This window comes from Mucilaginibacter pankratovii (genome assembly GCF_014773265.1).
GTDB classification, from domain to species: Bacteria; Bacteroidota; Bacteroidia; order Sphingobacteriales; family Sphingobacteriaceae; genus Mucilaginibacter; species Mucilaginibacter pankratovii.
Map to the genome: position 1 here is coordinate 31,960 of NZ_JACWMY010000018.1, position 23,373 is coordinate 55,332.

Annotated in this window: 23 protein-coding genes; 11 read left to right on the forward strand and 12 right to left on the reverse strand. The window is 45.7% G+C overall.

Going from position 1 to position 23,373, the window contains the following annotated elements:
• Nucleotides 1-55: 55 nt before the first annotated feature.
• The gene (locus tag IDJ77_RS25905; protein WP_191191904.1) at nucleotides 56-1,354 is read right to left on the reverse strand and encodes a PQQ-dependent sugar dehydrogenase; all 1,299 of its coding nucleotides are present in this window, start codon (nucleotides 1,352-1,354) and stop codon (nucleotides 56-58) included.
• Nucleotides 1,355-1,648: 294 nt separating this feature from the next.
• Here IDJ77_RS25905 and IDJ77_RS25910 point away from each other — a divergent pair, with 294 nt between their 5' ends.
• Nucleotides 1,649-2,647 carry a hypothetical protein gene (locus IDJ77_RS25910; RefSeq protein WP_191191905.1) on the forward strand — a complete coding sequence of 333 codons (999 nt, stop codon included), beginning with the start codon at nucleotides 1,649-1,651 and terminating at the stop codon, nucleotides 2,645-2,647.
• Nucleotides 2,648-2,720: 73 nt separating this feature from the next.
• On the opposite strand, the gene IDJ77_RS25915 is transcribed toward IDJ77_RS25910, so the two are convergent.
• From IDJ77_RS25915 to IDJ77_RS25940, 6 genes are all read right to left on the reverse strand, one after another.
• The gene (locus IDJ77_RS25915; RefSeq protein WP_191191906.1) at nucleotides 2,721-3,671 is read right to left on the reverse strand and encodes an aldo/keto reductase; all 951 of its coding nucleotides are present in this window, start codon (nucleotides 3,669-3,671) and stop codon (nucleotides 2,721-2,723) included.
• Nucleotide 3,672: 1 nt separating this feature from the next.
• Nucleotides 3,673-3,903, reverse strand: coding sequence for a hypothetical protein (locus IDJ77_RS25920; protein ID WP_191191907.1), 231 nt, complete (start codon nucleotides 3,901-3,903; stop codon nucleotides 3,673-3,675).
• A 216-nt stretch (nucleotides 3,904-4,119) separates the two neighbouring features.
• Nucleotides 4,120-4,539, reverse strand: a complete 420-nt coding sequence (locus tag IDJ77_RS25925) for a c-type cytochrome (protein WP_191191908.1) — start codon at nucleotides 4,537-4,539, stop codon at nucleotides 4,120-4,122.
• Nucleotides 4,536-5,186, reverse strand: a complete 651-nt coding sequence (locus tag IDJ77_RS25930; protein ID WP_191191909.1) for an SCO family protein — start codon at nucleotides 5,184-5,186, stop codon at nucleotides 4,536-4,538. Before IDJ77_RS25930 ends, IDJ77_RS25925 begins: the two co-directional genes overlap by 4 nt.
• Nucleotides 5,183-5,593, reverse strand: coding sequence for a hypothetical protein (locus IDJ77_RS25935; protein ID WP_191191910.1), 411 nt, complete (start codon nucleotides 5,591-5,593; stop codon nucleotides 5,183-5,185). Before IDJ77_RS25935 ends, IDJ77_RS25930 begins: the two co-directional genes overlap by 4 nt.
• Nucleotides 5,590-6,060: a DinB family protein gene (locus IDJ77_RS25940; RefSeq protein ID WP_191191911.1), complete on the reverse strand. Its 471-nt coding sequence runs from the start codon at nucleotides 6,058-6,060 to the stop codon at nucleotides 5,590-5,592. The genes IDJ77_RS25935 and IDJ77_RS25940 overlap by 4 nt, the downstream gene beginning before the upstream one ends.
• Before the next feature lie 414 nt (nucleotides 6,061-6,474).
• Here IDJ77_RS25940 and IDJ77_RS25945 point away from each other — a divergent pair, with 414 nt between their 5' ends.
• Nucleotides 6,475-7,827, forward strand: a complete 1,353-nt coding sequence (locus IDJ77_RS25945; protein ID WP_191191912.1) for a GH1 family beta-glucosidase — start codon at nucleotides 6,475-6,477, stop codon at nucleotides 7,825-7,827.
• On the opposite strand, the gene IDJ77_RS25950 is transcribed toward IDJ77_RS25945, so the two are convergent.
• Together IDJ77_RS25950 and IDJ77_RS25955 are read right to left on the reverse strand one after the other, a co-directional pair.
• Nucleotides 7,795-9,933 carry a tetratricopeptide repeat-containing sensor histidine kinase gene (locus tag IDJ77_RS25950; RefSeq protein WP_191191913.1) on the reverse strand — a complete coding sequence of 713 codons (2,139 nt, stop codon included), beginning with the start codon at nucleotides 9,931-9,933 and terminating at the stop codon, nucleotides 7,795-7,797. The genes IDJ77_RS25945 and IDJ77_RS25950 overlap by 33 nt on opposite strands.
• An 83-nt stretch (nucleotides 9,934-10,016) precedes the next feature.
• On the reverse strand, nucleotides 10,017-11,198 hold the full coding sequence (locus IDJ77_RS25955) for an acyl-CoA dehydrogenase family protein (protein WP_191191914.1): 1,182 nt from the start codon (nucleotides 11,196-11,198) through the stop codon (nucleotides 10,017-10,019).
• A 207-nt stretch (nucleotides 11,199-11,405) separates the two neighbouring features.
• Here IDJ77_RS25955 and folB point away from each other — a divergent pair, with 207 nt between their 5' ends.
• Together folB and IDJ77_RS25965 are read left to right on the forward strand one after the other, a co-directional pair.
• Nucleotides 11,406-11,783, forward strand: coding sequence for a dihydroneopterin aldolase (gene folB / locus IDJ77_RS25960; RefSeq protein ID WP_191191915.1), 378 nt, complete (start codon nucleotides 11,406-11,408; stop codon nucleotides 11,781-11,783).
• Nucleotides 11,773-13,170, forward strand: a complete 1,398-nt coding sequence (locus tag IDJ77_RS25965) for an FAD-binding oxidoreductase (protein WP_191191916.1) — start codon at nucleotides 11,773-11,775, stop codon at nucleotides 13,168-13,170. The genes folB and IDJ77_RS25965 overlap by 11 nt, the downstream gene beginning before the upstream one ends.
• 36 nt (nucleotides 13,171-13,206) lie before the next feature.
• Here the strand turns inward: IDJ77_RS25965 and IDJ77_RS25970 are convergent, their stop codons facing one another.
• Nucleotides 13,207-13,695 carry a hypothetical protein gene (locus IDJ77_RS25970; protein WP_191191917.1) on the reverse strand — a complete coding sequence of 163 codons (489 nt, stop codon included), beginning with the start codon at nucleotides 13,693-13,695 and terminating at the stop codon, nucleotides 13,207-13,209.
• Nucleotides 13,696-13,700: 5 nt separating this feature from the next.
• A complete protein-coding gene (locus IDJ77_RS25975) occupies nucleotides 13,701-14,147 on the reverse strand; it encodes an acyl-CoA thioesterase (RefSeq protein ID WP_191191918.1) in 447 nt (148 codons plus the stop codon).
• 135 nt (nucleotides 14,148-14,282) lie between these two features.
• On the opposite strand from IDJ77_RS25975, the gene IDJ77_RS25980 reads away from it, so the two are divergent.
• A complete protein-coding gene (locus IDJ77_RS25980) occupies nucleotides 14,283-14,720 on the forward strand; it encodes an Hsp20/alpha crystallin family protein (RefSeq protein ID WP_191191919.1) in 438 nt (145 codons plus the stop codon).
• A gap of 238 nt (nucleotides 14,721-14,958) precedes the next feature.
• Here IDJ77_RS25980 and IDJ77_RS25985 read toward each other — a convergent pair whose 3' ends face one another.
• A complete protein-coding gene (locus tag IDJ77_RS25985; protein ID WP_191191920.1) occupies nucleotides 14,959-15,450 on the reverse strand; it encodes a YajQ family cyclic di-GMP-binding protein in 492 nt (163 codons plus the stop codon).
• 141 nt (nucleotides 15,451-15,591) lie between these two features.
• On the opposite strand from IDJ77_RS25985, the gene ppk1 reads away from it, so the two are divergent.
• The 6 genes from ppk1 (at nucleotide 15,592) to IDJ77_RS26015 (ending at nucleotide 23,360) form a co-directional block, all read left to right on the forward strand.
• Entirely contained in the window at nucleotides 15,592-17,646 is a 2,055-nt protein-coding gene (gene ppk1 / locus IDJ77_RS25990) for a polyphosphate kinase 1 (protein ID WP_191191921.1), read from the forward strand.
• Entirely contained in the window at nucleotides 17,643-18,524 is an 882-nt protein-coding gene (locus tag IDJ77_RS25995; protein WP_191191922.1) for a Ppx/GppA phosphatase family protein, read from the forward strand. Before ppk1 ends, IDJ77_RS25995 begins: the two co-directional genes overlap by 4 nt.
• Nucleotides 18,525-18,686: 162 nt before the next feature.
• Nucleotides 18,687-19,253, forward strand: a complete 567-nt coding sequence (locus tag IDJ77_RS26000) for a UbiX family flavin prenyltransferase (protein ID WP_191191923.1) — start codon at nucleotides 18,687-18,689, stop codon at nucleotides 19,251-19,253.
• Between the two features lie 104 nt (nucleotides 19,254-19,357).
• A complete protein-coding gene (locus tag IDJ77_RS26005) occupies nucleotides 19,358-20,743 on the forward strand; it encodes a S41 family peptidase (protein WP_191191924.1) in 1,386 nt (461 codons plus the stop codon).
• Nucleotides 20,744-20,837: 94 nt separating this feature from the next.
• Nucleotides 20,838-22,157 (forward strand): tRNA (N(6)-L-threonylcarbamoyladenosine(37)-C(2))-methylthiotransferase MtaB, encoded by a 1,320-nt coding sequence (gene mtaB / locus IDJ77_RS26010; RefSeq protein ID WP_191191925.1) that lies wholly within the window; start codon nucleotides 20,838-20,840, stop codon nucleotides 22,155-22,157.
• 30 nt (nucleotides 22,158-22,187) lie between these two features.
• Nucleotides 22,188-23,360: a prolipoprotein diacylglyceryl transferase gene (locus IDJ77_RS26015; RefSeq protein ID WP_191191926.1), complete on the forward strand. Its 1,173-nt coding sequence runs from the start codon at nucleotides 22,188-22,190 to the stop codon at nucleotides 23,358-23,360.
• The last annotated feature ends 13 nt before the right edge of the window (nucleotides 23,361-23,373 follow it).

Here is a 23,373-nt window from a genome sequence, read left to right on the forward strand (position 1 = left end):
CAAAAAAGGGTGCATCGATATCGGTGCACCCTTTTTTATGCGAGGTATAGTGGCCTTACTTTTTATAACTTATCTTATAAATAGTTCCCTTCACATCATCGGTAACATACAGAGAACCATCGGGACCTTGTGCCAGGCCGCATGGGCGGTGGGTTGCACTGCCTTTGGCAGTATTTTCTGCCGAGCCAGAGAAACCATCAGCAAAAACTTCCATCGGGCCATCGGCTTTGCCATCTTTTAACGGTTGGAAAACTACAAAATAACCAGCTTGCGGCTCGGGCGCACGGTTCCATGAGCCGTGGAAGGCGATGAACGCACCGTTCTTATATTTCTCGGGGAACTGGCTGCCGGTATAAAATAACAAACCGTTAGGAGCGAGGTGGCCCGGGAAAGCTGCGGCAGGGTCGATAAATTTACTGTCGCCCTCTTTTTTGCCGTCGCCGCCGTACTCCGGCATTACAATTTTTTTCTTTTGCTCTTGGTCGTAATATACATATGGCCAGCCGGCATTATCGCCTTTGTTCATGGCAAACATACATTCTGCCGGTAATACGGCCGATTGTTTTTCGGTGTACAGTGCCGGCCAGTTATCATGCAACTGGTCGCGGCCGTGCTGCATTACATAAAGTTTGTTGCTGGTTTTGTTCCAGTCCATACCTACCACGTTGCGCAGGCCGGTAGCGTAGCGCTGGCCGTCTTTATAGGTTTGGTTTAGCTTATCAGCTTTAAATTGCCAGATGCCCGCAGCCGAATCAAGTATTGGGCAGCCCGGCTGGCCCGGAGATTCTTTGGTGCGGTCTTTCACCTGGCAGGAGTTGGAATAAGCGCCAATGTTTACGTATAAGTTACCGGCATCATCCAGCAAAATAGCCTTCGCCTCATGCTGGCTACGGGATATAAGGCCAGTTACAATTTTTTCCGGTTTATCAGGGGTTTCTACTTCGTTATTGGCATTCAGTTTAAAACGGAAAACTTCCTCATCCGAGGAAGCATACAGGTATCCGTTCTTTACATAAATACCGGTACCGTCAAAAGTACCGAAGGATGTTTTTACCGTAGCGGCGCCATTGGCTTCGGTTAAGTATAAAATGCCTGCGTTGCCGCCTGCGCTTTTATGTTTTACATAGATGCCGCCCTGCGGAGTAATGGCGATATGCCTAACGCTACCGAGGTCATGAGCAATAACCGCCGCGCTGAAACCAGTTGGAAGCGTTAAGCCGGGGCCGGAGGTATCAGTGACGGCGCTATCCGCCCCGGCGGTTTTAGTTTTATCGCCATTGCACGCCGTGAATAAAAAGCTAAGGCAGGCGATTGCGAACACGGGTAAAAAATTTAATTGTTTGATGTTGTTCATAATAAATGTTTTGATCTTCAAATTAACCAATTAACAGGAGATACGGAAATCAGTTTGGCATTATGGAGCGATAATCACAATACTGTTACCAATGGGCAAAATATTTTTTACCGTCCGCAAGGAAATCTTGATTTGCTAAACCGTTACTGAACTCGACTTATTGAAATCTAATTCTTTATTTGGTTGGTATGTAAGAATTATGTTCTGTTTGGATATTGGCCTGTAGTATTATTGGTATTTGGCATTAAACTTTCGTAGACCGATGCCGTCATAGATGTATAAAATTTGAAACACATGAAAAAGATATATTTATTATCCGCAGTGGTTTTAGCCGGTTTGTTTGCAAACAAAGCCCAGGCCCAAATATCGGTACATATTGGCTTAAATATCCCTGTAAGGCATGTATACGTGCCTGCGCCACAACCCGAAGTTATTTATAATGACGACTTTGACGACAGCGATGATTACTACTACTTACCCGAAGTGGAAGCCTACTACAGCATACCATTACAATGCTATTTTTATAACGACGGCGGCCGCTGGATAAGGGCACAATATTTACCCGGAGCATATCGCAATTACGATTGGCGCAGCGCCCGCAGGTTTGAAGTACGTGGCCGCAGGCCATACATGAACCACGATGTATACCGTGGCCGTTGGGGAGGTAACCCTAACCGGGGTAACTGGAACCGTCGTAATAACGACTACGCCAACCGTGGCAACAACAATAACGGTGGCTGGGGCAGAGACAATAACCGCGGCGGAGGCTACGGACAACCACAGCGTAACGATCACAACGGTTACGGCCAACCAGACAGAAACCAGGGTGGCGGACGCGGCGGCTGGGGTGGTGGACAACCATCACAACCAGACAGGAACCAGGGCGGTGGCCGTGGTGGCTGGGGTGGCGGGCAACCATCACAACCCGACAGAAACCAGGGCGGCGGACGTGGCTGGGGTGGTGGACAACCATCACAACCAGACAGGAACCAGGGCGGTGGCCGTGGTGGCTGGGGCAACCAAAATGGCGGTGGCCAACAGCAACAACCATCTAACGGTGGCGGCAATCAGGGCGGTGGCCGTGGCGGCTGGGGCAACCAAAATGGTGGTGGCCAGCAACAACAGCCTCAGCAACCTACCAATAACGGTGGCCAGCACGGAAACGGTGGCGGTAGCCAAAACGGTGGCGGCCGCGACAGAGGCAACGGTGGTGGCGGGCAGGTAGCCCAAAACAACGGCGGCGGCCGTCAAATGGTAAGGCAAAGCGGTTTTATGCGCCCCGCAAGATTCTAAGCAATTACATCCCCAATATATATAGATGATGAAGCCTCCTGATATCCGGGAGGCTTCTTTTTTGTTTTAATTTTTAGTAGCTGCTCGCGGTGGTGAGCAATTCTGTAGCTTCGGGGCTAAGGTTGAGTTCGGCGGCTTTGCCAATTTCTTTTAACTGTTGTATACTGGTTGCACTGGCAATTGGCCCGGTGATGCCCGGCCTTGCCATAACCCAGGCAAGTGCAACGGCAGCGGGTGTAGCATTATATTCTGCGGCAACTTTGTCTAAGGCGGCCAAAATTTTATAACCACGCGGGTTTAAATATTTTTTGATACCGCCGCCACGCTTGCTTTTATCCAGATCGGCCTCTGAGCGATATTTACCCGTGAGGAAACCACTGGCAAGCGAAAAATAGGTGATAACACCCAGGTTATTCTCCCTGCAGAGCGATTCGTACTGGTGTTCGTAATCTTCCCTGGCGTACAAATTATACTCGGGCTGCAGGCTCTCATAACGGGCGAAGCCATTATCCTTGCTTACCTGCAAAGCTTCGCGCAGGCGGGCCCCGCTATAATTAGATGCACCAATAGCGCGTACTTTACCTTGTTTAATAAGGTCGGTAAAGGTGGCGAGGGTTTCTTCCAGCGGTGTATTGGTATCATCTTCGTGCGATTGGTACAGGTCGATATAATCGGTTTGCAGCCGTTTAAGCGAATCTTCTACCGCTTTAGTAATGTAGGCTTTTGATAAGCCGGTTTTACCTTCGCCCATGGGCTTGCCCACTTTGGTTGCCAGGATAATTTTATCGCGCTTGCCACCTTGTTTTATCCAGTTGCCAATGATGGTTTCCGATTCGCCGCCGGTATGGCCGGGCACCCATTTAGAGTATACATCGGCCGTATCTACAAAATCAAAGCCACTATCTATGAAGGCATCCAGCAAGCCAAAGGACGTTTTCTCGTCCGCCGTCCAACCGAAAACATTGCCGCCGAAAACAAAGGGGTGTACAATTAACCCCGATTTGCCTAATTCTCGTTTTTCCATATTAAATATCTATAGCTGTGGGAATTTGCTCCGCAAGTTCATCAATCCATCCGCTAAAGTAAGGCTCGGTACCGGCTACGCGCTCCCATTTGCCATCGGCATCGCGGGCGATAATGAGCTGCAGGCTGCCATCCAGCGAATTAAATTCATAAGCGCCGCTATCAAGGCGGGTTGCAATACCGTTTACTTCGCTGTCCGATCCGGTAAGCACCGCGTCAAATTGTTGTTCCATAATATCTGTTTTATAAATTTAACAACGGGTATGGGTTTGTGTTTGGATACCGACAGCTATTTGACTTAACGTATTGTTTTATATTAAGATAGCATTGCCTTTTGCGTTAGGGATAGGAGCGGATACCGGCCATGTGATTAAGGCCTGCGCAGTATGAGCGGATAGCCCGGCCCGCAGGGAACGCCCTAACTATTCGAACTATATGATTGATAAAACTTATTTACAATCTTTTAAACTTAACGCCACATCCTCCGATTTGACCGTCCCCATTTTATTACCGAATGAGTTGGTTATATAAGTGAGTATGCGGGCGATATCGACAGGTGGAATGTTGTTTGCAGGCATATCGCCTACAAAACTTTTACCGTTTACCACCACCAGGGCGCCTTTAAGCCCGTTGTTTACAATACAGGCCAGCTGTTTTTTATTTGTTTTGAGGAATGTGCTATCCGTTAGCGGCGGGATGAGGTTTGATAATCCTTCGCCCTTGGTGCCGTGGCAATTCTGGCATCTTTGCTTGTATAATTGCTCGCCGCCTAAGTAGTAGCGCTTAAACTCCATATCCTCCGCGCTTCCGCAGGAGGCAATAATTACCGAAAGTATTAAAACGAGGCCGGCAATTATTTTAAACTTCATTGGGCAATTTGGGGGTTGGTTTCAGCGCGGAGGGTCTTGATATCGCCTATCATCCGGGCAACGTCTTTTTCGTCGGTACCATCGTAGCTGCCGCGGATTCGTTTTTGCTTATCTATCAGCACAAAATAGCCATCGTGTATAAACAGTTCCTTTGCGCTTTCTTCGGGGCGGCGCACCAGGTAACTGGCAGATAGATTATAGGTGTCGTCTTTTTTGCCCTGCAGCAGCCACCAGCTGTTACCACTGATACCCAGGCCGTCGGCATATTTTTTTAGTATAGGCACACTATCATGTTTCGGGTCGATGCTGTGGGATATGATCTTAAAATCGCTCACGTTTTTAAACTCGCTATAAACCTTCAGCATGTTGCGGTGCATAATAGGGCAGATAGAAGGGCAGGTGGTGAAAAAGAAATCGGCTACGTAGATATCACCCTTCAGGCTGTTTTGGGTAATGCTATCGCCGTACTGGTTCACAAACCTAAATGCCGGGATGGTTTGGTAAATGGTATCTACCACTTGTTTGCCATCTTTGGTGATGGTTTTGGTATCCCGGTTGCCATAAATGGGCAGTGTTGCCTGCGTGCCGCCATTTTTGCAAGCTGCGTAAAGTAATATTACGCCAATCAGCGTAGCCAGTTTCCTCATTTTTTTATCAGCGATTTTTTGTAGTTGTTTGTTGCTTCTATCACAATATCAAAATCTTTATCAATGGCTTCTATCTGTTTTTTCTGGTCGGCCAGGTAAGCCATAATTTCATCATGAGATTTGCCTTTGTTCTCGGCATCAAACTTATGCATCCAGTCCTCCATTTTAGCGTCGGCATTGTCAAGCAGTTTCAGCAGACTGGTTGCCGCAGTATCCGGGTTTGGCAATGCATCTTTCTTCAGCAGGGTATCCAGCTGAATTTTTGCTTTCATTACCTGCTCATCTTTGGCCATTACTTTATCGTGAATGTCGATCACCTGGTCAAGCAGTTCTTTTTCTTGTTTTTGAGGATCGGCACAGCTAAAAAATAGCATGCTTAACGCGGCGATGGCAAATAATTTCTTCATGATGTGGTTTTGTATAATTCTCGTACGTATAATATATAATCGGTAGCGGGCAGGGTAGCTCCGGCTTGTTTAAGGTGTTGCCCAATTTGCGCGCGGTGGTGCGTACCGTGGTTTATCACATGCGCCAGTATATCGCTCAGCGTGTTTTCAAAGTCATCGCCTTTCAGGGTTTTATAAGTAATAATGCGGTCGAAATCCTCCGGCTGTAGCGTTTCCAGGTAGTTTAGCCAGTTGGTACTGTTTGTGGTGATTGTGCCTGCCATTTCTTCGGTATTGTTATCCGGCCATAACGGGCCACCGGGGGCAGGCAAGCCTTTGCAGCGTAAAAGCCAGATCTGTTGGGCAGCAAGCAGGTGCGCCATCCAGCCTCTGGGTTTTTCCATGTCACCAAACTGCGCTATCAGCCCATTCATCTGCCTGTTTGCATGGGCATCGTAATTAAACAGGCGGATAAAATAGTTTTTCATCAGCGCAAAAGTACGCAACGGTTAGTGGAAATTTAAACAGGGTGGGGTAAATATTAAAGTCGGAATAATTTCGAATAATGAATTTATGAACCTATAAGCCCGAACCAAACACTTCATTATTCGATATTGGAAATTCGGTGTTCGATATTTAAACTACGTTTTAGGTTCTCCTGCCCCTTAACCTAATCATAACACAAACAACACGTTAAGCACACATCACCTACGTACATTAGCATAAACAATAAAACACCGCGACAATGAAAATCTTCAGCAGACTAACCGCCATCATCAACGATATACGCGAATACCTGTTTTTAAAAAGCATGCGTTCATCGTTTAAGCACTAATTTTTACGAAAGCGTTTCGTTTATACAATTATAATGTACATTTTGGGCCTCGCATTAGCTCAAATTAATGGTATCTGAACAAGCAGGACAAGAACTCGATAAAAAACTTTTTGGCGATGATTTCGCCTGGGGGGTATCTACCGCCGCCCTGCAAATAGAAGGCTCCTGTGGTGCCGACGGAAAAGGACCGTCTATCTGGGATACCTTTACTGCCAAAAAAGGCAAGATACTTAACGGCGATACACCCATAACCGCCTGCAATTTTTATGAGAATTACCGGGAGGATATCGACCTGGTAAAAAAGCTTAACATTCCGAATTTTCGTTTTTCAATCGCCTGGCCGCGCATTTTGCCAAAGGGCGAGGGCGAAGTAAACCAGGCAGGGATAGATCATTATAATAAGGTTATAAACTATTGCCTCTCACAAGGTGTTGAACCCTGGCTCACCATTTATCACTGGGATTTGCCGCAAGCTTTGGAAAACAAAGGCGGCTGGACAAACCGCGACATCATTGGCTGGTTTACCAATTACGTACAAATTTGTGCCGACGCTTTCGGCGACCGGGTAAAAAATTGGATGGTAATGAACGAGCCGGCCGTTTTTACCGGTGCAGGTTATTTTTTAGGTATCCACGCTCCCGGCAGAATGGGCTTGCGAAATTTCCTGCCCGCGGTGCACCATGTGGTTTTGAGCTTAGTGGCAGGCGCAAAGGTGATGCGCAAAACACTGCCCCATGTGCATTTAGGCACCACGTTCTCCTGCTCGCATATCGAACCACATTCTAACAGGCCTAAAGATGTAGCTGCTGCCGGGCGTGCAGAAGCGTTAATAAACCGTTTGTTTTTAGAGCCGATATTGGGTTTAGGCTACCCCACGGAAGTTGCGGCTCTAAAAGGGATTCAAAAGTATTTTAAGCCGGGCGACGAGGATAACATGAGCTTTGATTTTGATTTTATCGGCCTGCAGAACTATACGCGAGAGATTGTAAAATATTCTTTTTTTACTCCCTACATCGGCGCTACACTGGTTAAAGCCGAAAAACGTGCTGTTGAGTTGACGGCTATGAAATGGGAAGTGCATCCACCCGCCATTTATCATATGCTGAAAAAGTACGATAGCTACCCGCAAATAAAAAAGATCATCGTCACCGAAAATGGTGCCGCTTTCCCGGATGTGGTTACCGGTGATACTGTTGACGATCCTAAACGTGTAACCTACTTGCAAGACCATCTGCAGCAGGTTTTAAAGGCAAAACAGGAGGGCTGCAAGGTATTTGGTTATTTTGTGTGGACGCTAACCGATAATTTTGAATGGGCCGAAGGCTATCACCCCAGGTTTGGGCTGATACATGTTGATTTTGATACGCAGAAGCGCATAGTCAAATCATCAGGCCAGTGGTATGCTAAGCTGCTCGGGTAGCCGGGTTTTATTATCTACACCAGGCGCAGGGAGGCTTACAAAAAAGGTAGAGCCGGCGGTTGGGTTGTTCTCAAACCAGATCTTACCGTTGTGTTTTTCCACTATCTGGCGGCAAATTGATAAGCCCAATCCGAAAGACTTCTCACCATCTGTACCCGGCCGCTGCGCGCTGGTGAACATATTAAATACCTGATCTTTAAGTTTTTCGGGGATGCCAATGCCATTGTCTTCTACCGATATGATCACTTCACCTACACCGGTTTTTACCCTCACATGGATAGACTGACCGGTTGGGCTGAACTTGATGGCATTACTGATGAGGTTACTAATTACCCTCCAGATCTTTTCGCGGCTGATGACCAGTTCCTGTTGTTTGTTCAGTGGTTCTAAAAGGATTTTCTGGCCCTTTTCTGCGGCTTTAAACCGTAATAACTCTACGCTGTTGCTTACCAGCGAGTTTATCTCTACAGGCTCCAAATTTAACTGTACCGAAGCGATGTTTGTTGCTTCCAATATCTCGTTGATCAGTTCCAGCGAGTTTACCGATGTTTCTTTCACCAGGTTTATCAGCTCTTTCTGGTCGTCGGTATAATCGTCTTCGGCCATCATAGCGGTTAATGAGGCTATACCGCCGATAGGGTTGCGCAGATCGTGCGCCACGGTGCGTAAAATGCGGTCTTTCTCCTGGCTGCTGTTACTCAACTCGTTCAGCGCGTTCTCCAGCACATGGTTCTGCTCGTTTATTTGCTGGTTGAGGATATTTACCGTCAACACATCTTTTTTAGAGCGCCTCCAGTTACGAAATACCAGGAAAATGATTGCTGAGGCCAGCACAGCTACAAGGCCTATAACATATAAATAAATGGCCTGCAACTTGTTATCATTACTCAGGGTGTCTATCTCGTGTTGCTTTTCGTAATTTGCCAGTTGTTGATTTACGTCGCTTTCCATCAGCAGGCTGGCACGCGCCGTAATAGAATCTTTTAGCAGGTTATAACGCTGTATGTGATTTATTGCGCTTCGCAGGTTGTTCTTCTTGATATAGTAGTTACCTAAAAGCCGGTTGTAATCTGCTTCCGCGTCCGGGTTTTTTATGGTATCCAGTTGGTTGCGTAAATTGCCGAGGAGGTTTTTAAGCGAATCCTGCTGATTCATTTTCAGGTATAGATTACCCAGTTTTACTTCCGTTAATTGTGCGTCCACATTATCGTAGCGCGGCTGCAGGTTTATGGCTATACTTTTACGCAATAAGCCCATAGCTGTAGCGGTATCGCCTTTTTGGATATATACTTCTGCTTTGTTGCCATAAACTACGCCGCGGGCCATATCCAGGTGCAGCTTCCTGTCCGGGAAGGCGGGAGCGCTGCTGTCGATCAATGCCAGCGCCTTGTCGAAATAAACAATGGCGCTATCATTATCGGCGTTATGGCGGTAGCTTAGGCCTACGTTATCTAATAATTCCTGCCTGCGGTAAAAGCTTACAAAATCTTTATTAAGGGTGTAATTTTCTACCTTGTTTTGCTTATAGCTGTCTTTAAAATAGCTGGCCGCCAGTTTATAATGCCCTTTTTTGTACATGATCATCCCCATGCGATAGGTATAATCGCCAAGGGCCGCAAAATTTAGATAGTTTTTGCCGGTTAGATAGCCCTGGTAATAACTTTGATAGGCGTCGGTATACTGTTTCAGTTCGAAATACGAATCGCCGCGGGCAAAGTTGGCCTCGGCGTAGTTCATAGAATATTGTTTGGGGGTTACGCTGTTTTTGGCTATGGCAACCATGCTGTCGGCATATAACAAGGCGGTTTCATACTCGTGCTTTAATTTTTGGTAATGCACGTAATGAAAAGCATAAAACCGAAAACGATCGTTAATGGTAGGGTTTGGCAGGCGTTTAAAGGCCGAATCCATAAAACGAACAGCCGCATCGCTGTTTCTGAGGCCCCAAATTTTGTCGGCTTTGGTTTGCACCGTTAAATATTCTTCAGAATAGTTTCCATCATCGACAGCCTTTTTCTCTCCGCACGATACTATCGTAAGCGTTAGTAAAAAAAGCCACCAATTACAGTTTAGGAGTTTCCTTGCAGAATACTTAAGTTCGTACATCAACGTTTTAGGGGCAGTTAAACACCTCACCAACAAATATAATATTCAGCAGAATATTTTAGTTATAAAACAACCTAAAATAATTAACTAAAAGCGTTTTCGCCGGTAACATCCATCCCGGTTATCAGCAAATGGATATCGTGCGTGCCTTCATAGGTAATTACCGATTCTAAATTCATCATGTGGCGCATTATCGGGTACTCGCCGGTGATGCCCATGCCACCCAGCATCTGGCGGGCCTCGCGGGCAATATTAATGGCAATTTCCACGCTGTTACGCTTAGCCATAGAGATCTGCGCCGGGGTAGCACGGTTCTCGTTCTTTAAAGTGGCTAAACGCCAAACCAGCAATTGGCCTTTGGTTATCTCGGTTATCATTTCGGCCAGTTTTTTCTGCTGCAGCTGAAAGCCTGCTATCGGCCTGCCAAACTGAATGCGTTCTTTAGAATAACGGAGTGCGGTATCATAACAATCCATCGCCGCGCCCAATGCGCCCCACGCTATACCATAACGAGCCTGATTAAGGCAGCCAAGCGGGCCCTTTAATCCCGAAACATTTGGCAGCAAGTTTTCTTTTGGCACTTTTACGTTATCAAAAACAAGCTCGCCCGTGGCGGATGCTCTTAGGCTCCATTTGTTGTGAGTTTCGGGGGTGCTGAAGCCCTCCATGCCGCGCTCTACTATCAATCCGCGTATTTTACCTTCTTCATCCTTGGCCCATACAATGGCAATATCCGCGAAAGGGGAGTTGGAGATCCACATTTTTGCGCCGTTAAGTAAATAATGGTCGCCTTTATCTTTTATATTGGTTACCATGCCGCTGGGGTTGCTGCCATGGTCGGGCTCGGTAAGGCCAAAACAGCCCATCAACTCGCCCGAGGCCAGTTTTGGCAGGTATTTTTGTTTTTGCTCTTCAGACCCGTAAGCATTAATAGGGTACATCACCAGCGAACCCTGTACCGATGCGGTAGACCTGATGCCCGAGTCGCCGCGTTCTATCTCCTGCATAATAATACCATAAGCCATGTAATCCAGGCCCATGCCGCCGTATTCAACCGGGATGGTAGGGCCGAAAGCTCCTATCTCCGCAAGCCCTTTCAAAAGCTGTTTCGGGAACTCGGCTTTCTGCGCGTAATCCTCAATAATTGGGCTTACTTCTTTCTTCACCCAATCGCGCACGCTTTGGCGGATAAGTTTGTGTTCTTCTGATAAAAATTCGTCTATCTGGTAGTAATCCGGTGCTTCGTACAGGTCGGTTTTGGCCATGGTAATATGTATTGGTTGGCCAAATATATACAGGATTTAGGGGATTAAATAACCTAAAAACGTTGATTTTGATATAGTGGGGGCACTTTTTAGTAAAAAGTAGGTTTAAACGATTTAAACATGGTTTTTGGGAGAAAATATTTTTTAGCAATTAATCATTATCAACAATTGCCTCCCTCAAACCAAATAAAAACCTAATTTTACCACATGGTAAAAGTAGCTTTACAAGGCGCGGAGTTTTTTGCTTATCACGGGTTTTACCCGCAGGAGCAGCTTTTGGGTACCCGTTTTGTAGTGGATATTGAGGTGGTTTTTGAGAACGCCTATGATTTTAACGACGATAAGATTGCTAATACGGTGAATTACGAGGAGTTATACCTTATTGCCAAAACCGAAATGCAGCATACCCGCAAACTTATCGAAACCGTGGCCCAGGGCATTATTGACGGCATAACCGGTAAGTACGGCTATGTAAGAGCAGCATCCGTTACTATTAAAAAGGCTCACCCGGCTTTGGGTGGCCCTGTGCAAAACTCGGTAGTGAGTATTAGTTATAATAAAGATAAAGCGAAGCATGGCCTTTAATAAAATAAACGCGGAAAGCCTTGCCGCCATAACCGCTATTGTGGGCAGCGATGCCGTGTTAAGCACACCGGCAACCATAGCGGGTTACAGCCACGATGAAACCGAGGATCTGGTGTACTACCCCGAAGTAGTGGCCAAGCCAAAGGACACACAGGAAGTGGCCGCTTTAATGCGATTTTGTAACCAGAACCTTATCCCGGTTACACCACGCGGGGCCGGTACGGGTTTGGCGGGCGGCGCGCTGGCTATTAATGGCGGCCTGATGATCTCGATGGAGCGTTTTAACCAGATCCTGGACATTGACGAGATGAACCTGCAGGCCACCGTTGAGCCGGGCGTTATAACCGAGATATTTATAAATGCCGTTGCCGAAAAAGGCCTGCTATACCCGGTAGACCCTGCCAGCAAAGGCAGTTGTTTTATAGGAGGGAACGTGGCCAATTGCAGCGGCGGGCCAAGGGTGGTGAAGTACGGCACTATACGCGAATATGTGCTGAATATGGAGGCAGTGCTGCCAACCGGAGAGGTGATCTGGACGGGCGCCAATACCCTCAAATATGCTTCGGGCTATAATTTAACCCAATTGCTTATTGGCAGCGAGGGTACGCTGGCCATCGTTACCAAAATTGTGGTTAAGCTGATACCCAAACCTACTTTGGATGCCTTGATGCTGGCATCTTTTAATTGTAACGAGGATGCCTGCGCGGCGGTTTCGGCGATATTCAGGGCGGGGGTGGTGCCATCCGCGCTGGAGTTTATGGAGCGCAAGGGGATAGAGTGGGTGATAGAGCATGACGGGCTAACCTTCGACCTGCAGGATGGAGCGGAAGCGTTCCTGCTGATAGAAGCCGACGGTACCAACCAGGATGTGATATTTGCCGACTGCGAAAAGATAAACGAAGTTTTAGAAGCGCATAATTGCCGCGACGTACTGTTTGCCGATACCTCGGCACAAAAAGAAGAGATCTGGCGCATCCGCCGCACCATGGCGGTTTCGGTAAAGTCAAATTCGATATACAAGGAGGAGGATACCGTAGTACCACGTGCCGCGCTGCCAAAACTCATTAATGGCATTAAAGAAATTGGCAGCCGTTACGGTTTTGCATCGGTTTGCTACGGCCACTGTGGGGATGGCAACCTGCATGTAAACATCATTAAAGCCGGTATGAGCGATGAAGACTGGAACAATAAACTAAAAGCCGGCATCACCGAGATTTTTGAACTAACCGTTAGTCTTGGCGGCACCATCTCCGGCGAACATGGTATTGGTGTGGTGCAAAAGGAATTTATGTCGCTGAAGTACACGCCTATACACTTTGCACTTTGGAAAGGGATAAAAGCTGTTTTTGATCCTAATGGAATCTTGAATCCGGGGAAAATCTTTTAGATGGCAGATGAAACGGCTATTGGTTTAGTTTTGAGGTTATTTAGTAGAAGGCAGTATCTCAATAATTTCAGCTTCTCCTATTTGTAACCCAGCTTCGTGTATCCACCAATTTCGGCCGACATTTATATAATGGTCAAATCTTTGGTTTAATATGAACCGAACAATAACTTCATTCACATCGCCCGGCATAAATAACCCATCATATTCAAATAAGATCTCCCCGATATAGGTCTGCAAAAGACGACCATTTAAATATTCAAATACATGATTTGGCCGGTACCCACTACTGAATCCGGTTTTTCTACCGCCCTCCTCAGTGCTTTTAAGTTTTAACATTGCCCGTACGCACAATAGCCCACGATAGCTTTCATATTCAATATCTTGGTGACTGGCATTTGTGTATTTGTCGTAGGCAATTATGTCAAATACTTTGGATGCGCCGGTGTTAAGCCATCTTTTGTAGATAAGTTTCTCATTTATACATAAATGCAAGACGTTATCCGCTATTTTCTTTGATACAAGCATTAAAGTTAATTCGTATTCAAAATCAACCTCGGCTCATCGTAATCTATCATTTTTTGCCTGCCCTCCCTGGGGATAGAGATAGATTTGCCTGCGGTATAATCATAACTGATACACACGGTTTTGCAGGTGGTGCAGATCTCTTCGCCTTTATCGGTAAGTTTTACCAATACATGCATCACATCAAAACTGCTGTTGCCTATGCGGATAACGCGCACGTAGCAAACCAGCCGGTCATCAATAGTTACGGGTTTTAGGTAGTTGATCTCAGACCGACCCACAATAATGCCAGTTTCCTTTATGTTCCAATGGGCAACATCGCGCCAGTAATTAAAACGGGCCACTTCAAAATAGGTGAGGTACACGGCATTATTTACGTGACCCACGCTATCGATATCCGAAAAGCGGATGGCTATGTCGGTTTTATACTTGTAATCTGTTAGTTTTTCAGCCATAGTAGGACAACTTGTCTGTTGGGTTTTTATTTTACAGACATTCTGTCTTGTAAACGCCTGGTTTTTACTGTTGGTATAACAGTTGATAAATCATCAACGAAGTTAATAAAAACAAAAACTCAGGAGGATATAAAAATGACATTAGTAAAATTTAACAACGGACTGAAAAGCAATGTTAATCCATTCTTTAACGATGTATTCGATTCTATCGTAAACGATTCGTTTTTAAGCGACAAATTGGTTGCACGTGTACCTGCCGTAAACATAGCAGAGAACGACAGCGAATTTCATATAGAATTAGCAGTACCGGGCTTAAAGAAAGAAGACTTTAAAATTAACCTGGATAAAAATGTGTTGAGCATTTCGGCAGAAAAGAAAACCGAAAACGGCCAGGAAGTAAAGAAATACAGCAAACGCGAATATAGCTACAACTCATTTGTACGCTCGTTCACCTTGCCAGACAGCGCCGATTACGCTAAGATTGAAGCTGATTATACCGACGGGATCTTAAAACTTACCGTGGCAAAAAGAGAAGAAGCTAAATTTCAATCAAGAGAAATAGCTGTAAAATAATTGAAGAGTTAGGACCCTCACCTAAATCCTCTCCAAAGGAGAGGACTAAAAAAAATCTTTACTCCCTCTCCTTTGGAGAGGGCTGGGGTGAGGCCCTAAAGAGTGTTTTCATAAGTTTGGTTTAGTTTAAAGGCCGTTCTGTAAAAGGAGCGGTCTTTTTTTATTTCGGATTTAGGGTGTTCGATTTCGGATTTAGAAAATAAATCCGAAAGCTCAAATCCCAATTCCAAAATCCTCCCTACGCCCTCATATTAATATACTGCATCGGCTGGCCAAAGTCTTCGGTGCGGCACAGGCTGATCACGGCTTGCAAGTCGTCTATCTTTTTGGCGGTAACACGCACCTGGTCGTTCATTATAGCAGCTTCAACCTTTAACTTGCTGTCTTTTATCTTCTTTACAACCTTCTTGGCCACCTCTTTATCAATGCCTTCCTTTATCTTAACTTCCTTACGGATCATGTTGCCTGATGCGTATTGGTCCTTACCAAAATCAAGTGCTTGTGGGTCAAGCTGCTGTTTAGACATGCGGCTGATGATAGAATCGATGATCGCTTTCAGACGCATATCGTTTTCGGTAACTATAGTTATCTCGTTGGTTTTTTTGTCGAGGTCGATAGTGCTTTTGCTGCCGTTAAAATCGTAACGGTTCAGGATCTCTTTTTTAGCGGTGTTGATAGCGTTGTCCAGCGTTTGGCCGTCTATCTTGCTTACAATATCAAATGAAGGCATAATTTGTGGTTTTGTGTTGCAAAGCTAATGTAAGATTTGCATAAGCTGTAAACTATAATACAGATATTTGGTTTACCTGCTTTGTATACATTACAATAATTTAATATTATCTTAACAAATAAAAAAGCAGATTTGTGCTTTATGGATACTAAAAACATTCCGTTAGTTAACAGGGAAATAAGCTGGCTATATTTTAACGACAGAGTTTTGCAGGAAGCTGCCGACCCAACCGTGCCCCTTATAGAACGTGTAAAGTTTTTAGCCATCTTCAGCAGCAACCTGGATGAGTTTTACAGGGTGCGCGTGGCCACCCTGACGCGCCTGAGCAACCTGAACGAAAAGGCGAAGGAAATACTGGGTTACAACCCCAAAAAGCTGCTGAACCAGATCAAAAACATTGTAGTAAAGCAGGAGAAGAAATTCAATAACCTGTATGAAAATATCATTGTAAAAGAACTTGCCGAAGAAAAGATCTTTCTGTTGAACGATACTCAGCTGAATGTTACCCGCGGCGAGTTTGTGAAGGATTTTTTCCGCGAGCGCCTGTTGTCTACACTGGTACCAATAATGCTGGATGATGCCTTACCTATACCAGAACTGCGCGACAGGGCGATATACTTTTTTGTAAAGCTCACCAAAGGCAAGAAGTTTCGTTATGCGCTGATAGAGATACCGGATAACCTTTCGCGGTTTTTGGTACTGCCCGAGACTAATAAACTTAAATTTATTATCCTGCTGGATGACATTATCCGCTATAGTTTGGAGGATATCTTCTTCATATTCGAGCACGATAGCATAGAGGCTTTTTCCATACAGCTCACCCGCGATGCGGAGCTCGACCTGGATAAGGAGGTAAGCGTGAAGTTTATAGATTCGCTGGCCAAGAGCCTGTTAAAGAGGCGCAAGGGCAAGCCAATGCGCCTGCTGTTTGATACAGAAATGCCGCCGGACATGCTGGGCTACCTGGTGAAGAAAATGCGCCTGCAGGGCGAGAATTTAATCCCTGGGAACCGATACCACAACTTTAAAAATTTCATCAGCTTCCCCAATGTGGGGCGCCCCGAACTGGAATACACCAAAACCCGTGCATTGCCACTGGCGGGTTTATCCTTTGGCAAGAGCCTGATGGGGATGATAGCTAAGCGCGATTACCTCATCAGCACCCCGTACGAGTCGTTTGACTACGTGATTCACTTTTTGCGCGAGGCCGCAATCGATCCGAAAGTAAAAGAGATAAGCATCACCGTTTACCGCCTTGCCGAAAACTCCAAAATTATATACGCCCTCATTAACGCCGCCAAAAACGGCAAAAAGGTGAATTGCCTGGTAGAGCTGCGCGCCCGCTTTGATGAGCAGAACAATATTTATTGGAGTAACAGGCTGGAGGAAGAGGGTGTAAATGTGCTTTATGGTATCGATGGTTACAAAGTGCACTCAAAAATTTGCCTCGTAACCCGTATGGAAAAGGGCAAACCGGCGTATTACGGATGCCTGTCTACCGGTAATTTTAACGAGAAAACCGCGAAAATTTACGCTGACCATACGCTGCTAACCGCAGATAAAAGGATAACAGCCGATATGGTACATATATTTAAGGCACTGATAAAATTAACCCTGCCCAAAGACCTTAAGCACCTCATCGTATCACCGATAGATTCGCGCCCGGCTATTTACAAGCTCATTGATAACGAGATGAAATTGGCCAAAGCCGGTAAAAAGGCCTACATGATATTTAAAATGAACAGCCTTGCCGATGAACAATTGATAGCTAAACTGTACCAGGCAAGCAATGCAGGAGTAAAAATACAAATGATCATCCGGGGGATGTGTTGTTTGGTGTCCGGTATAAAAGGCTTTAGCGAAAATATTGAAGTGATCAGTATTGTTGATAAATACCTGGAGCACGCACGCGTGCACATTTATGGCAACGGCGGTAACGAACTGATATACCTCACCTCTGCCGATTTCATGACCCGCAATATTGATAACAGGGTAGAAGTTGGCTTTCCTATTTACGATACTAACCTGCGCCAGGAGATACGCGATATCATCAATATACAATTAAGCGATAACACCAAGGCCCGCGTAATAACCGGAAGCAGCCTGAATAAATACCATAAAACCAAGGCCGAAACCTTAACGCGCGCCCAGATAGATATTTATAATTACCTTAAAACAAAAACAACTACAAATTGAGATACGCTGCAATTGATGTTGGCTCCAACGCAGTAAGGCTGCTGATAGCCAATATTATAGAAAATAACGGTTCGGTTTCCTTTAAAAAAAACACATTGGTGCGGGTGCCCGTACGCCTTGGCGACGATGCCTTCCTCAATAAACATATCTCTGATAAAAAGGCCGACGACCTGGTAAAATCTATGCAGGCGTTTAAAAACCTGATGGACGTTTTTAAGGTAACCGATTATATGGCCTGCGCCACATCGGCCATGCGCGAAGCGGATAACGGCCAGGAAGTTGCCGACCGTATAAAAACCGAAGCCGGCATAGACCTACAAATTGTACACGGCCAAAGCGAAGCGGAAATTATCTACGCCAGCCATGCCGAGATCAACATAGATAAGGATAAAAACTACCTGTATATTGATGTTGGTGGCGGTAGTACCGAACTTTCGCTGTTCTCGCGTGGCGAATTGCAGGCATCGCAATCGTTCAATTTGGGTACTATCCGTATCCTGGATAATCAGGATAAAGAAGAAACCTGGAACGAGATGAAAGATTTTATCCGCGAGCACACCCGCCATCATAAAAATATTTTCGGCATCGGTACAGGTGGCAACATCAATAAGCTGTACAAGCTCTCCAACGAGAAGGATGGCGCGCCGCTTACCTACGCTAAGTTAAAATCGCTGTACAATTACCTCGATTCATTTTCGATGAAAGAACGTATCAATGTGCTGGGCCTAAACCAGGACAGGGCCGACGTAATTATCCCCGCCTGCGAGATCTATTTAACCGTTTTAAAGTGTGCCAATATCAAAAGTATGTACGTACCAACGGTGGGTATGGTCGACGGTATCATTCAAACACTTATCGATAAAAACCAAAAGGTATAGCGTTAAATTTATTTAAAATAATTGTTTAGAAATTAAGAAACTGTTGTTATATTTGTAGTGCCCGCTCAAAGGGCATGTTTTTCATAGGTAGATGTAGGGTCGAGAACTTGTTTTCGACCCTTTTTTGTGCCCTAACATTTGTTGCTTAAGTTTGTTGCCAGGATGATGAAGAGAAAAATTGTAGTGGCCGTAACCGGCGCAAGCGGGGCGATATATGCTAAACTATTGCTGGATAAGCTGTTGTCCCTGCAAACCCAGGTAGCAGAAGTTGTCGTGGTGATGTCTGACAACGCTAAACAGGTTTGGGAATTTGAACTGGATAATAACGATCATCAAGCCTATCCCTTTAAATTCTACGCAAAAAACGATTTTATGGCTCCCTTTGCTTCGGGCTCGGCCAAATTCGATACCATGGTTGTCGTTCCCTGCTCCATGGGTACCCTGGGCAGAATAGCTTCCGGCGTGTCTGACGACCTGATAACCCGGGCCGCCGATGTGATATTAAAAGAGCGCCGTAAGCTGATCCTGGTAGCCCGTGATACACCGTTCAATCTCATCCATATCCGCAATATGCAAACGGTAACCGAAGCGGGCGGTATTATTTGCCCTGCTATACCATCGTATTACAGCAAGCCAAAAACCATAGAGGAACTGGCCATGACGGTAGTAAGCCGCGTGATAGACCTTGTTGGGTTAGAAAACGAAAGTTACCGGTGGGAGGGGATCTGATTTTGATTAATTAAATTGCTGAAAAGATTTTCGGTAACGTCAATTTTTTCTTGATGATGTACCCTCAAATAATTAAATTTGAGTTTAAACACCTACCTCATCTTATGAAAAAGATCTACTGCCTTGTTTTACTACTTTCGGCACTAAACTACCGTGCTGCTTTTGCCCAAATAGATACAGTTGCCAATATCCCTACGGAAGATAAACTGTACGGACTGAGCAAATTTTGGTCGGAAGTGAATGCCAACTTTGCTTATTTCGATCATGCAAAAGTAAATTGGGACAGCACGTACCGTGCCTACATCCCCAAAGTTATCGCCACCAAAAACACCTGGGAGTATTACATGCTGATGCAGCGTTTTTGTGCGTTGCTAAAGGACGGGCACACCGGCGTTGGGTTCCCCGAGAAATTACTCACGCATAAATCGAGGTATAAGTGGATCTACATCGAAAATTTTAACAAGAAATTCATCATCACCGATATTCCGGTTCAGTATAAAGATTTGGTTCCGCTGGGCTCGGAGGTAGTAAGCGTAAATGGCGTCCCCGCAAAAGAATATGCCGAAAAGGAACTGATACCCTATATCAGCTCATCAACCGAGCATGTACTTTGGAATACCGCTGCGGCCATGATGTTTTACGGTACGGATTCAACCAAATTATTCCATCTGAAGCTGAAAACGCCGCAGGGCAAGGTGATACCTTATGATTACCAGTTTCATACCTATGGCACCAAATGGGTGAGGCGTAATGGCAGTACACCCTGGAAAATGATGGATTTTAAGGTGATGGATGGCATTGGTTATGTAAAGCTGAACACTTTTGGCGATGAAAAGATCGACAGCGCGTTTAAAAGCATCGTGCCGCAATTGTACGCTTGTAAAGGGGTTATTTTAGATATCCGCGACAACGGCGGCGGCGACACGGGCGTGGGCGCAGAGATATTAAAATACTTTACCGATAAGAAATTGCTGGTAGGCTCGGCGTGGAAAACCCGCGATAACCTGTCGTCGTTTAAGGCTTGGGGTTATTATCAATCAAAAGATACTTCTAAAAAAGCCCTAACCGCCTGGCAGAAAAAGGCGCTGGATTCTTATAAAGGCAATTACTGGTACCAGGGTGATACCATGACCTTTGAGAATGATGTAAAAGAAAAAAAGATCACCACGCCGTTAATTGTGCTCACGGGCAATAACACAGCCTCAGCTGCCGAAGACTTTTTAATTATCTTGGATGGCTTAAGAGGCCGGGCCACTACCATGGGGCAGCGCACTTTTGGCAGTACCGGGCAGCCGCTCCCTATCAGTCTGCCGGGATTGTCCGACGGCCGCATCTGTACCAAACGTGATACTTACCCCGATGGGCGCGACTTTGTTGGCGTTGGCGTTATCCCGGATATTGAGATAGCACGCAACCCCAGCGATGTAATTGCAGGCACCGATACCGTATTGCAGGCTGCGCTTAAAGAGATGAATAAGAAGACCAAATAGAGGAAAAGGAGATTGTTTTTACATTTCCATTAACTAACTAATCTCTAACAGCTAATTAACTAATCTCTAAAAAACGTATCTTTGCCGGCTGAAAATGAATAAGAAAGTCGCATTTTATACGCTTGGTTGTAAGCTTAACTACTCGGAGACGTCATCCATTGGCCGCCTGTTTACACAGGCCGGTTTCAATACCGTGGAGTTTAGTGATACGCCCGATGTGTTTGTAATAAACACCTGCTCGGTAACCGAGAACGCGGATAAAAAATGCAAAAAGATAGTAAAAGAGGCGCTTAAGATCTCGCCGAACGCTTACGTAACCATAGTGGGTTGCTACGCCCAGTTAAAACCAAAGGAAATTGCCGAAATACCTGGTGTGGATATGGTTTTGGGCGCTGCCGAGAAGTTTAGGATAGTGGAGTATCTTACTGATCTGACCAAGAACCCCAAGACATTAGTATATAACCAACCGGTAACCGAGGCAAACGAGTTTGTACCCTCATACTCTTTTGGCGATCGCACCCGTACCTTCCTGAAAGTTCAGGATGGCTGCGATTATTCGTGTACCTTTTGTACCATCCCGCTGGCCCGTGGGGCAAGCCGCAGCGATACCATTGAGAACGCGGTAGCACAGGCTATTCAAATAGCCGAATCGGGCGTAAAAGAAATTGTACTGACCGGTGTAAACCTCGGCGATTTCGGCATCCGTAATGGTAACCGCGAAGATAAATTCTTCGACCTGGTGAAAGCTTTAGATGAGGTGGAAGGCATCGAGCGTATCCGGATCTCTTCCATCGAGCCAAACCTGCTGAGCGATGAGATCATTGAATTTGTAAGCACCTCCAAAAGGTTTGTGCCGCACTTTCATATCCCTCTGCAATCAGGTTCAGATAAAATTCTGGGGCTAATGCGCCGCCGTTACAGGCGCGACCTATATGCCAGTCGCGTTGCAAAAATAAAAGAGGTGATGCCGAACTGCTGCATTGGCGTGGATGTTATTGTGGGCTTCCCCGGCGAAACAAGGGAGGATTTTGTAGATACTTACAATTTCCTGAACGGACTGGATGTTTCTTACCTGCACGTGTTCACCTATTCGGAAAGAGAAAATACCCCTGCGGCGGAAATGAAAGGTACTGTACCCGGCTCTGCACGCGCAGACAGGAGCAAGATGCTGCACATTTTATCTGACAAAAAACGCCGTGCATTTTACGAAACGCAATTAGGCAAAGCCGATGAGGTTTTGTTTGAAGGCGACATAAAAGATGGCTTTATGCACGGTTTTACCCGCAATTACGTTAAGGTAAAAGCCAAGTACGATCCTGTGCTGGTTAACGAAATAAAGACGGTGCATTTAACCGAAATTTCACCGGATGGTGATATGGAAATAACAGAAAGCGCAGAAATTTTAGTGCATTAAACCTATATTCGCCCTCACAAATACCAGCCAATGTTTCCAACCATATCCTCGCTTTTACAATACTTTTTCGGGATCAATATCCCTTTACCTATACAAACTTTCGGCTTTTTTGTGGCGCTGGCTTTTATGGCCGCCTATTGGGCCTTTACACAGGAATTTAAGCGTAAAGAGAAAGCGGGATACATCAAATCTTTCGAAAAAGACGTGATGGTTGGCGAACCCGTTTCTACCGGAGAATTGGTGGGTAACGGGATTTTTGGATTTATCTTCGGCTTTAAAGTGGTAGATGCCGCCATGAATTATTCGGCCTTGATCGATAGTCCGCAAGAGTTTCTATTGTCCCTGCGTGGCAGTTGGGTAGGCGGTATCGCATTTGCCGCGGGTTTTGCTTACTGGGCGTACTACGAGGCAAAAAAACAACAATTACCAAAGCCGGAAAAACGCAGGATAACTGTGCATCCTCACGAGCTAATGGGCAGCATATTACTTTGGGCGGCCGTTTTTGGTTTTGCCGGGGCTAAAATATTCAATGCGCTCGAAAACTGGGGCGAGTTTATGAAAGATCCGGTAGGTATGCTCATTGGCTTTAGCGGCTTAACCTTTTACGGCGGACTGATCTGCGGTGGCGCAGCTGTATTATATATCGCCAACAAACACAATGTAAAGCCGCTTGATATGCTGGATATTGGTGCGGCAGGCGTAATGCTTGCCTATGCGCTGGGTAGGGTAGGCTGCCAAATGTCTGGTGATGGTGACTGGGGGATACCTAACCTTGCGGCAAAGCCTGGTTGGTTGAGTTGGGCACCTGATTGGATGTGGTCGTTCAAGTTCCCGCATAACGTAAACGAAGTTGACCCGGGTAACCGTATTGCCGATTGTGTTGGCAAATTTTGTAACGAATTGAGGCTGCCGGTTTACCCCACATCGTTCTACGAATCAGTTATATGCCTTTTGCTGTTCTTCTTCATTTGGAAGATTCGCCACAATATTAAAGCGCCCGGCGTTTTGTTTGGTATTTATATGATACTTGCTGGTATAGAGCGCTTTACAATAGAGCTAATTCGTGTAAACACCAAATACGTAGTTGCGGGCATCCCGTTTACCCAGGCAGAACTGATATCGCTTATTATGGTATTAGGTGGTGCAGCGCTAATCTACTTTGGTACGGTGCGCTACAAAAAGTCGCCGGTTGCGCATGGCTAAAAGGCTTTGGTAT

Coding starts and splice junctions, on each gene's coding strand:
- IDJ77_RS25905 (WP_191191904.1), bottom strand. CDS start 1,354: ATGAACAACATCAAACAATTAAATTTTTTACCCGTGTTCGCAATCGCC.
- IDJ77_RS25910 (WP_191191905.1), top strand. CDS start 1,649: ATGAAAAAGATATATTTATTATCCGCAGTGGTTTTAGCCGGTTTGTTT.
- IDJ77_RS25915 (WP_191191906.1), bottom strand. CDS start 3,671: ATGGAAAAACGAGAATTAGGCAAATCGGGGTTAATTGTACACCCCTTT.
- IDJ77_RS25920 (WP_191191907.1), bottom strand. CDS start 3,903: ATGGAACAACAATTTGACGCGGTGCTTACCGGATCGGACAGCGAAGTA.
- IDJ77_RS25925 (WP_191191908.1), bottom strand. CDS start 4,539: ATGAAGTTTAAAATAATTGCCGGCCTCGTTTTAATACTTTCGGTAATT.
- IDJ77_RS25930 (WP_191191909.1), bottom strand. CDS start 5,186: ATGAGGAAACTGGCTACGCTGATTGGCGTAATATTACTTTACGCAGCT.
- IDJ77_RS25935 (WP_191191910.1), bottom strand. CDS start 5,593: ATGAAGAAATTATTTGCCATCGCCGCGTTAAGCATGCTATTTTTTAGC.
- IDJ77_RS25940 (WP_191191911.1), bottom strand. CDS start 6,060: ATGAAAAACTATTTTATCCGCCTGTTTAATTACGATGCCCATGCAAAC.
- IDJ77_RS25945 (WP_191191912.1), top strand. CDS start 6,475: ATGGTATCTGAACAAGCAGGACAAGAACTCGATAAAAAACTTTTTGGC.
- IDJ77_RS25950 (WP_191191913.1), bottom strand. CDS start 9,933: ATGTACGAACTTAAGTATTCTGCAAGGAAACTCCTAAACTGTAATTGG.
- IDJ77_RS25955 (WP_191191914.1), bottom strand. CDS start 11,198: ATGGCCAAAACCGACCTGTACGAAGCACCGGATTACTACCAGATAGAC.
- folB (WP_191191915.1), top strand. CDS start 11,406: ATGGTAAAAGTAGCTTTACAAGGCGCGGAGTTTTTTGCTTATCACGGG.
- IDJ77_RS25965 (WP_191191916.1), top strand. CDS start 11,773: ATGGCCTTTAATAAAATAAACGCGGAAAGCCTTGCCGCCATAACCGCT.
- IDJ77_RS25970 (WP_191191917.1), bottom strand. CDS start 13,695: ATGCTTGTATCAAAGAAAATAGCGGATAACGTCTTGCATTTATGTATA.
- IDJ77_RS25975 (WP_191191918.1), bottom strand. CDS start 14,147: ATGGCTGAAAAACTAACAGATTACAAGTATAAAACCGACATAGCCATC.
- IDJ77_RS25980 (WP_191191919.1), top strand. CDS start 14,283: ATGACATTAGTAAAATTTAACAACGGACTGAAAAGCAATGTTAATCCA.
- IDJ77_RS25985 (WP_191191920.1), bottom strand. CDS start 15,450: ATGCCTTCATTTGATATTGTAAGCAAGATAGACGGCCAAACGCTGGAC.
- ppk1 (WP_191191921.1), top strand. CDS start 15,592: ATGGATACTAAAAACATTCCGTTAGTTAACAGGGAAATAAGCTGGCTA.
- IDJ77_RS26000 (WP_191191923.1), top strand. CDS start 18,687: ATGATGAAGAGAAAAATTGTAGTGGCCGTAACCGGCGCAAGCGGGGCG.
- IDJ77_RS26005 (WP_191191924.1), top strand. CDS start 19,358: ATGAAAAAGATCTACTGCCTTGTTTTACTACTTTCGGCACTAAACTAC.
- mtaB (WP_191191925.1), top strand. CDS start 20,838: ATGAATAAGAAAGTCGCATTTTATACGCTTGGTTGTAAGCTTAACTAC.
- IDJ77_RS26015 (WP_191191926.1), top strand. CDS start 22,188: ATGTTTCCAACCATATCCTCGCTTTTACAATACTTTTTCGGGATCAAT.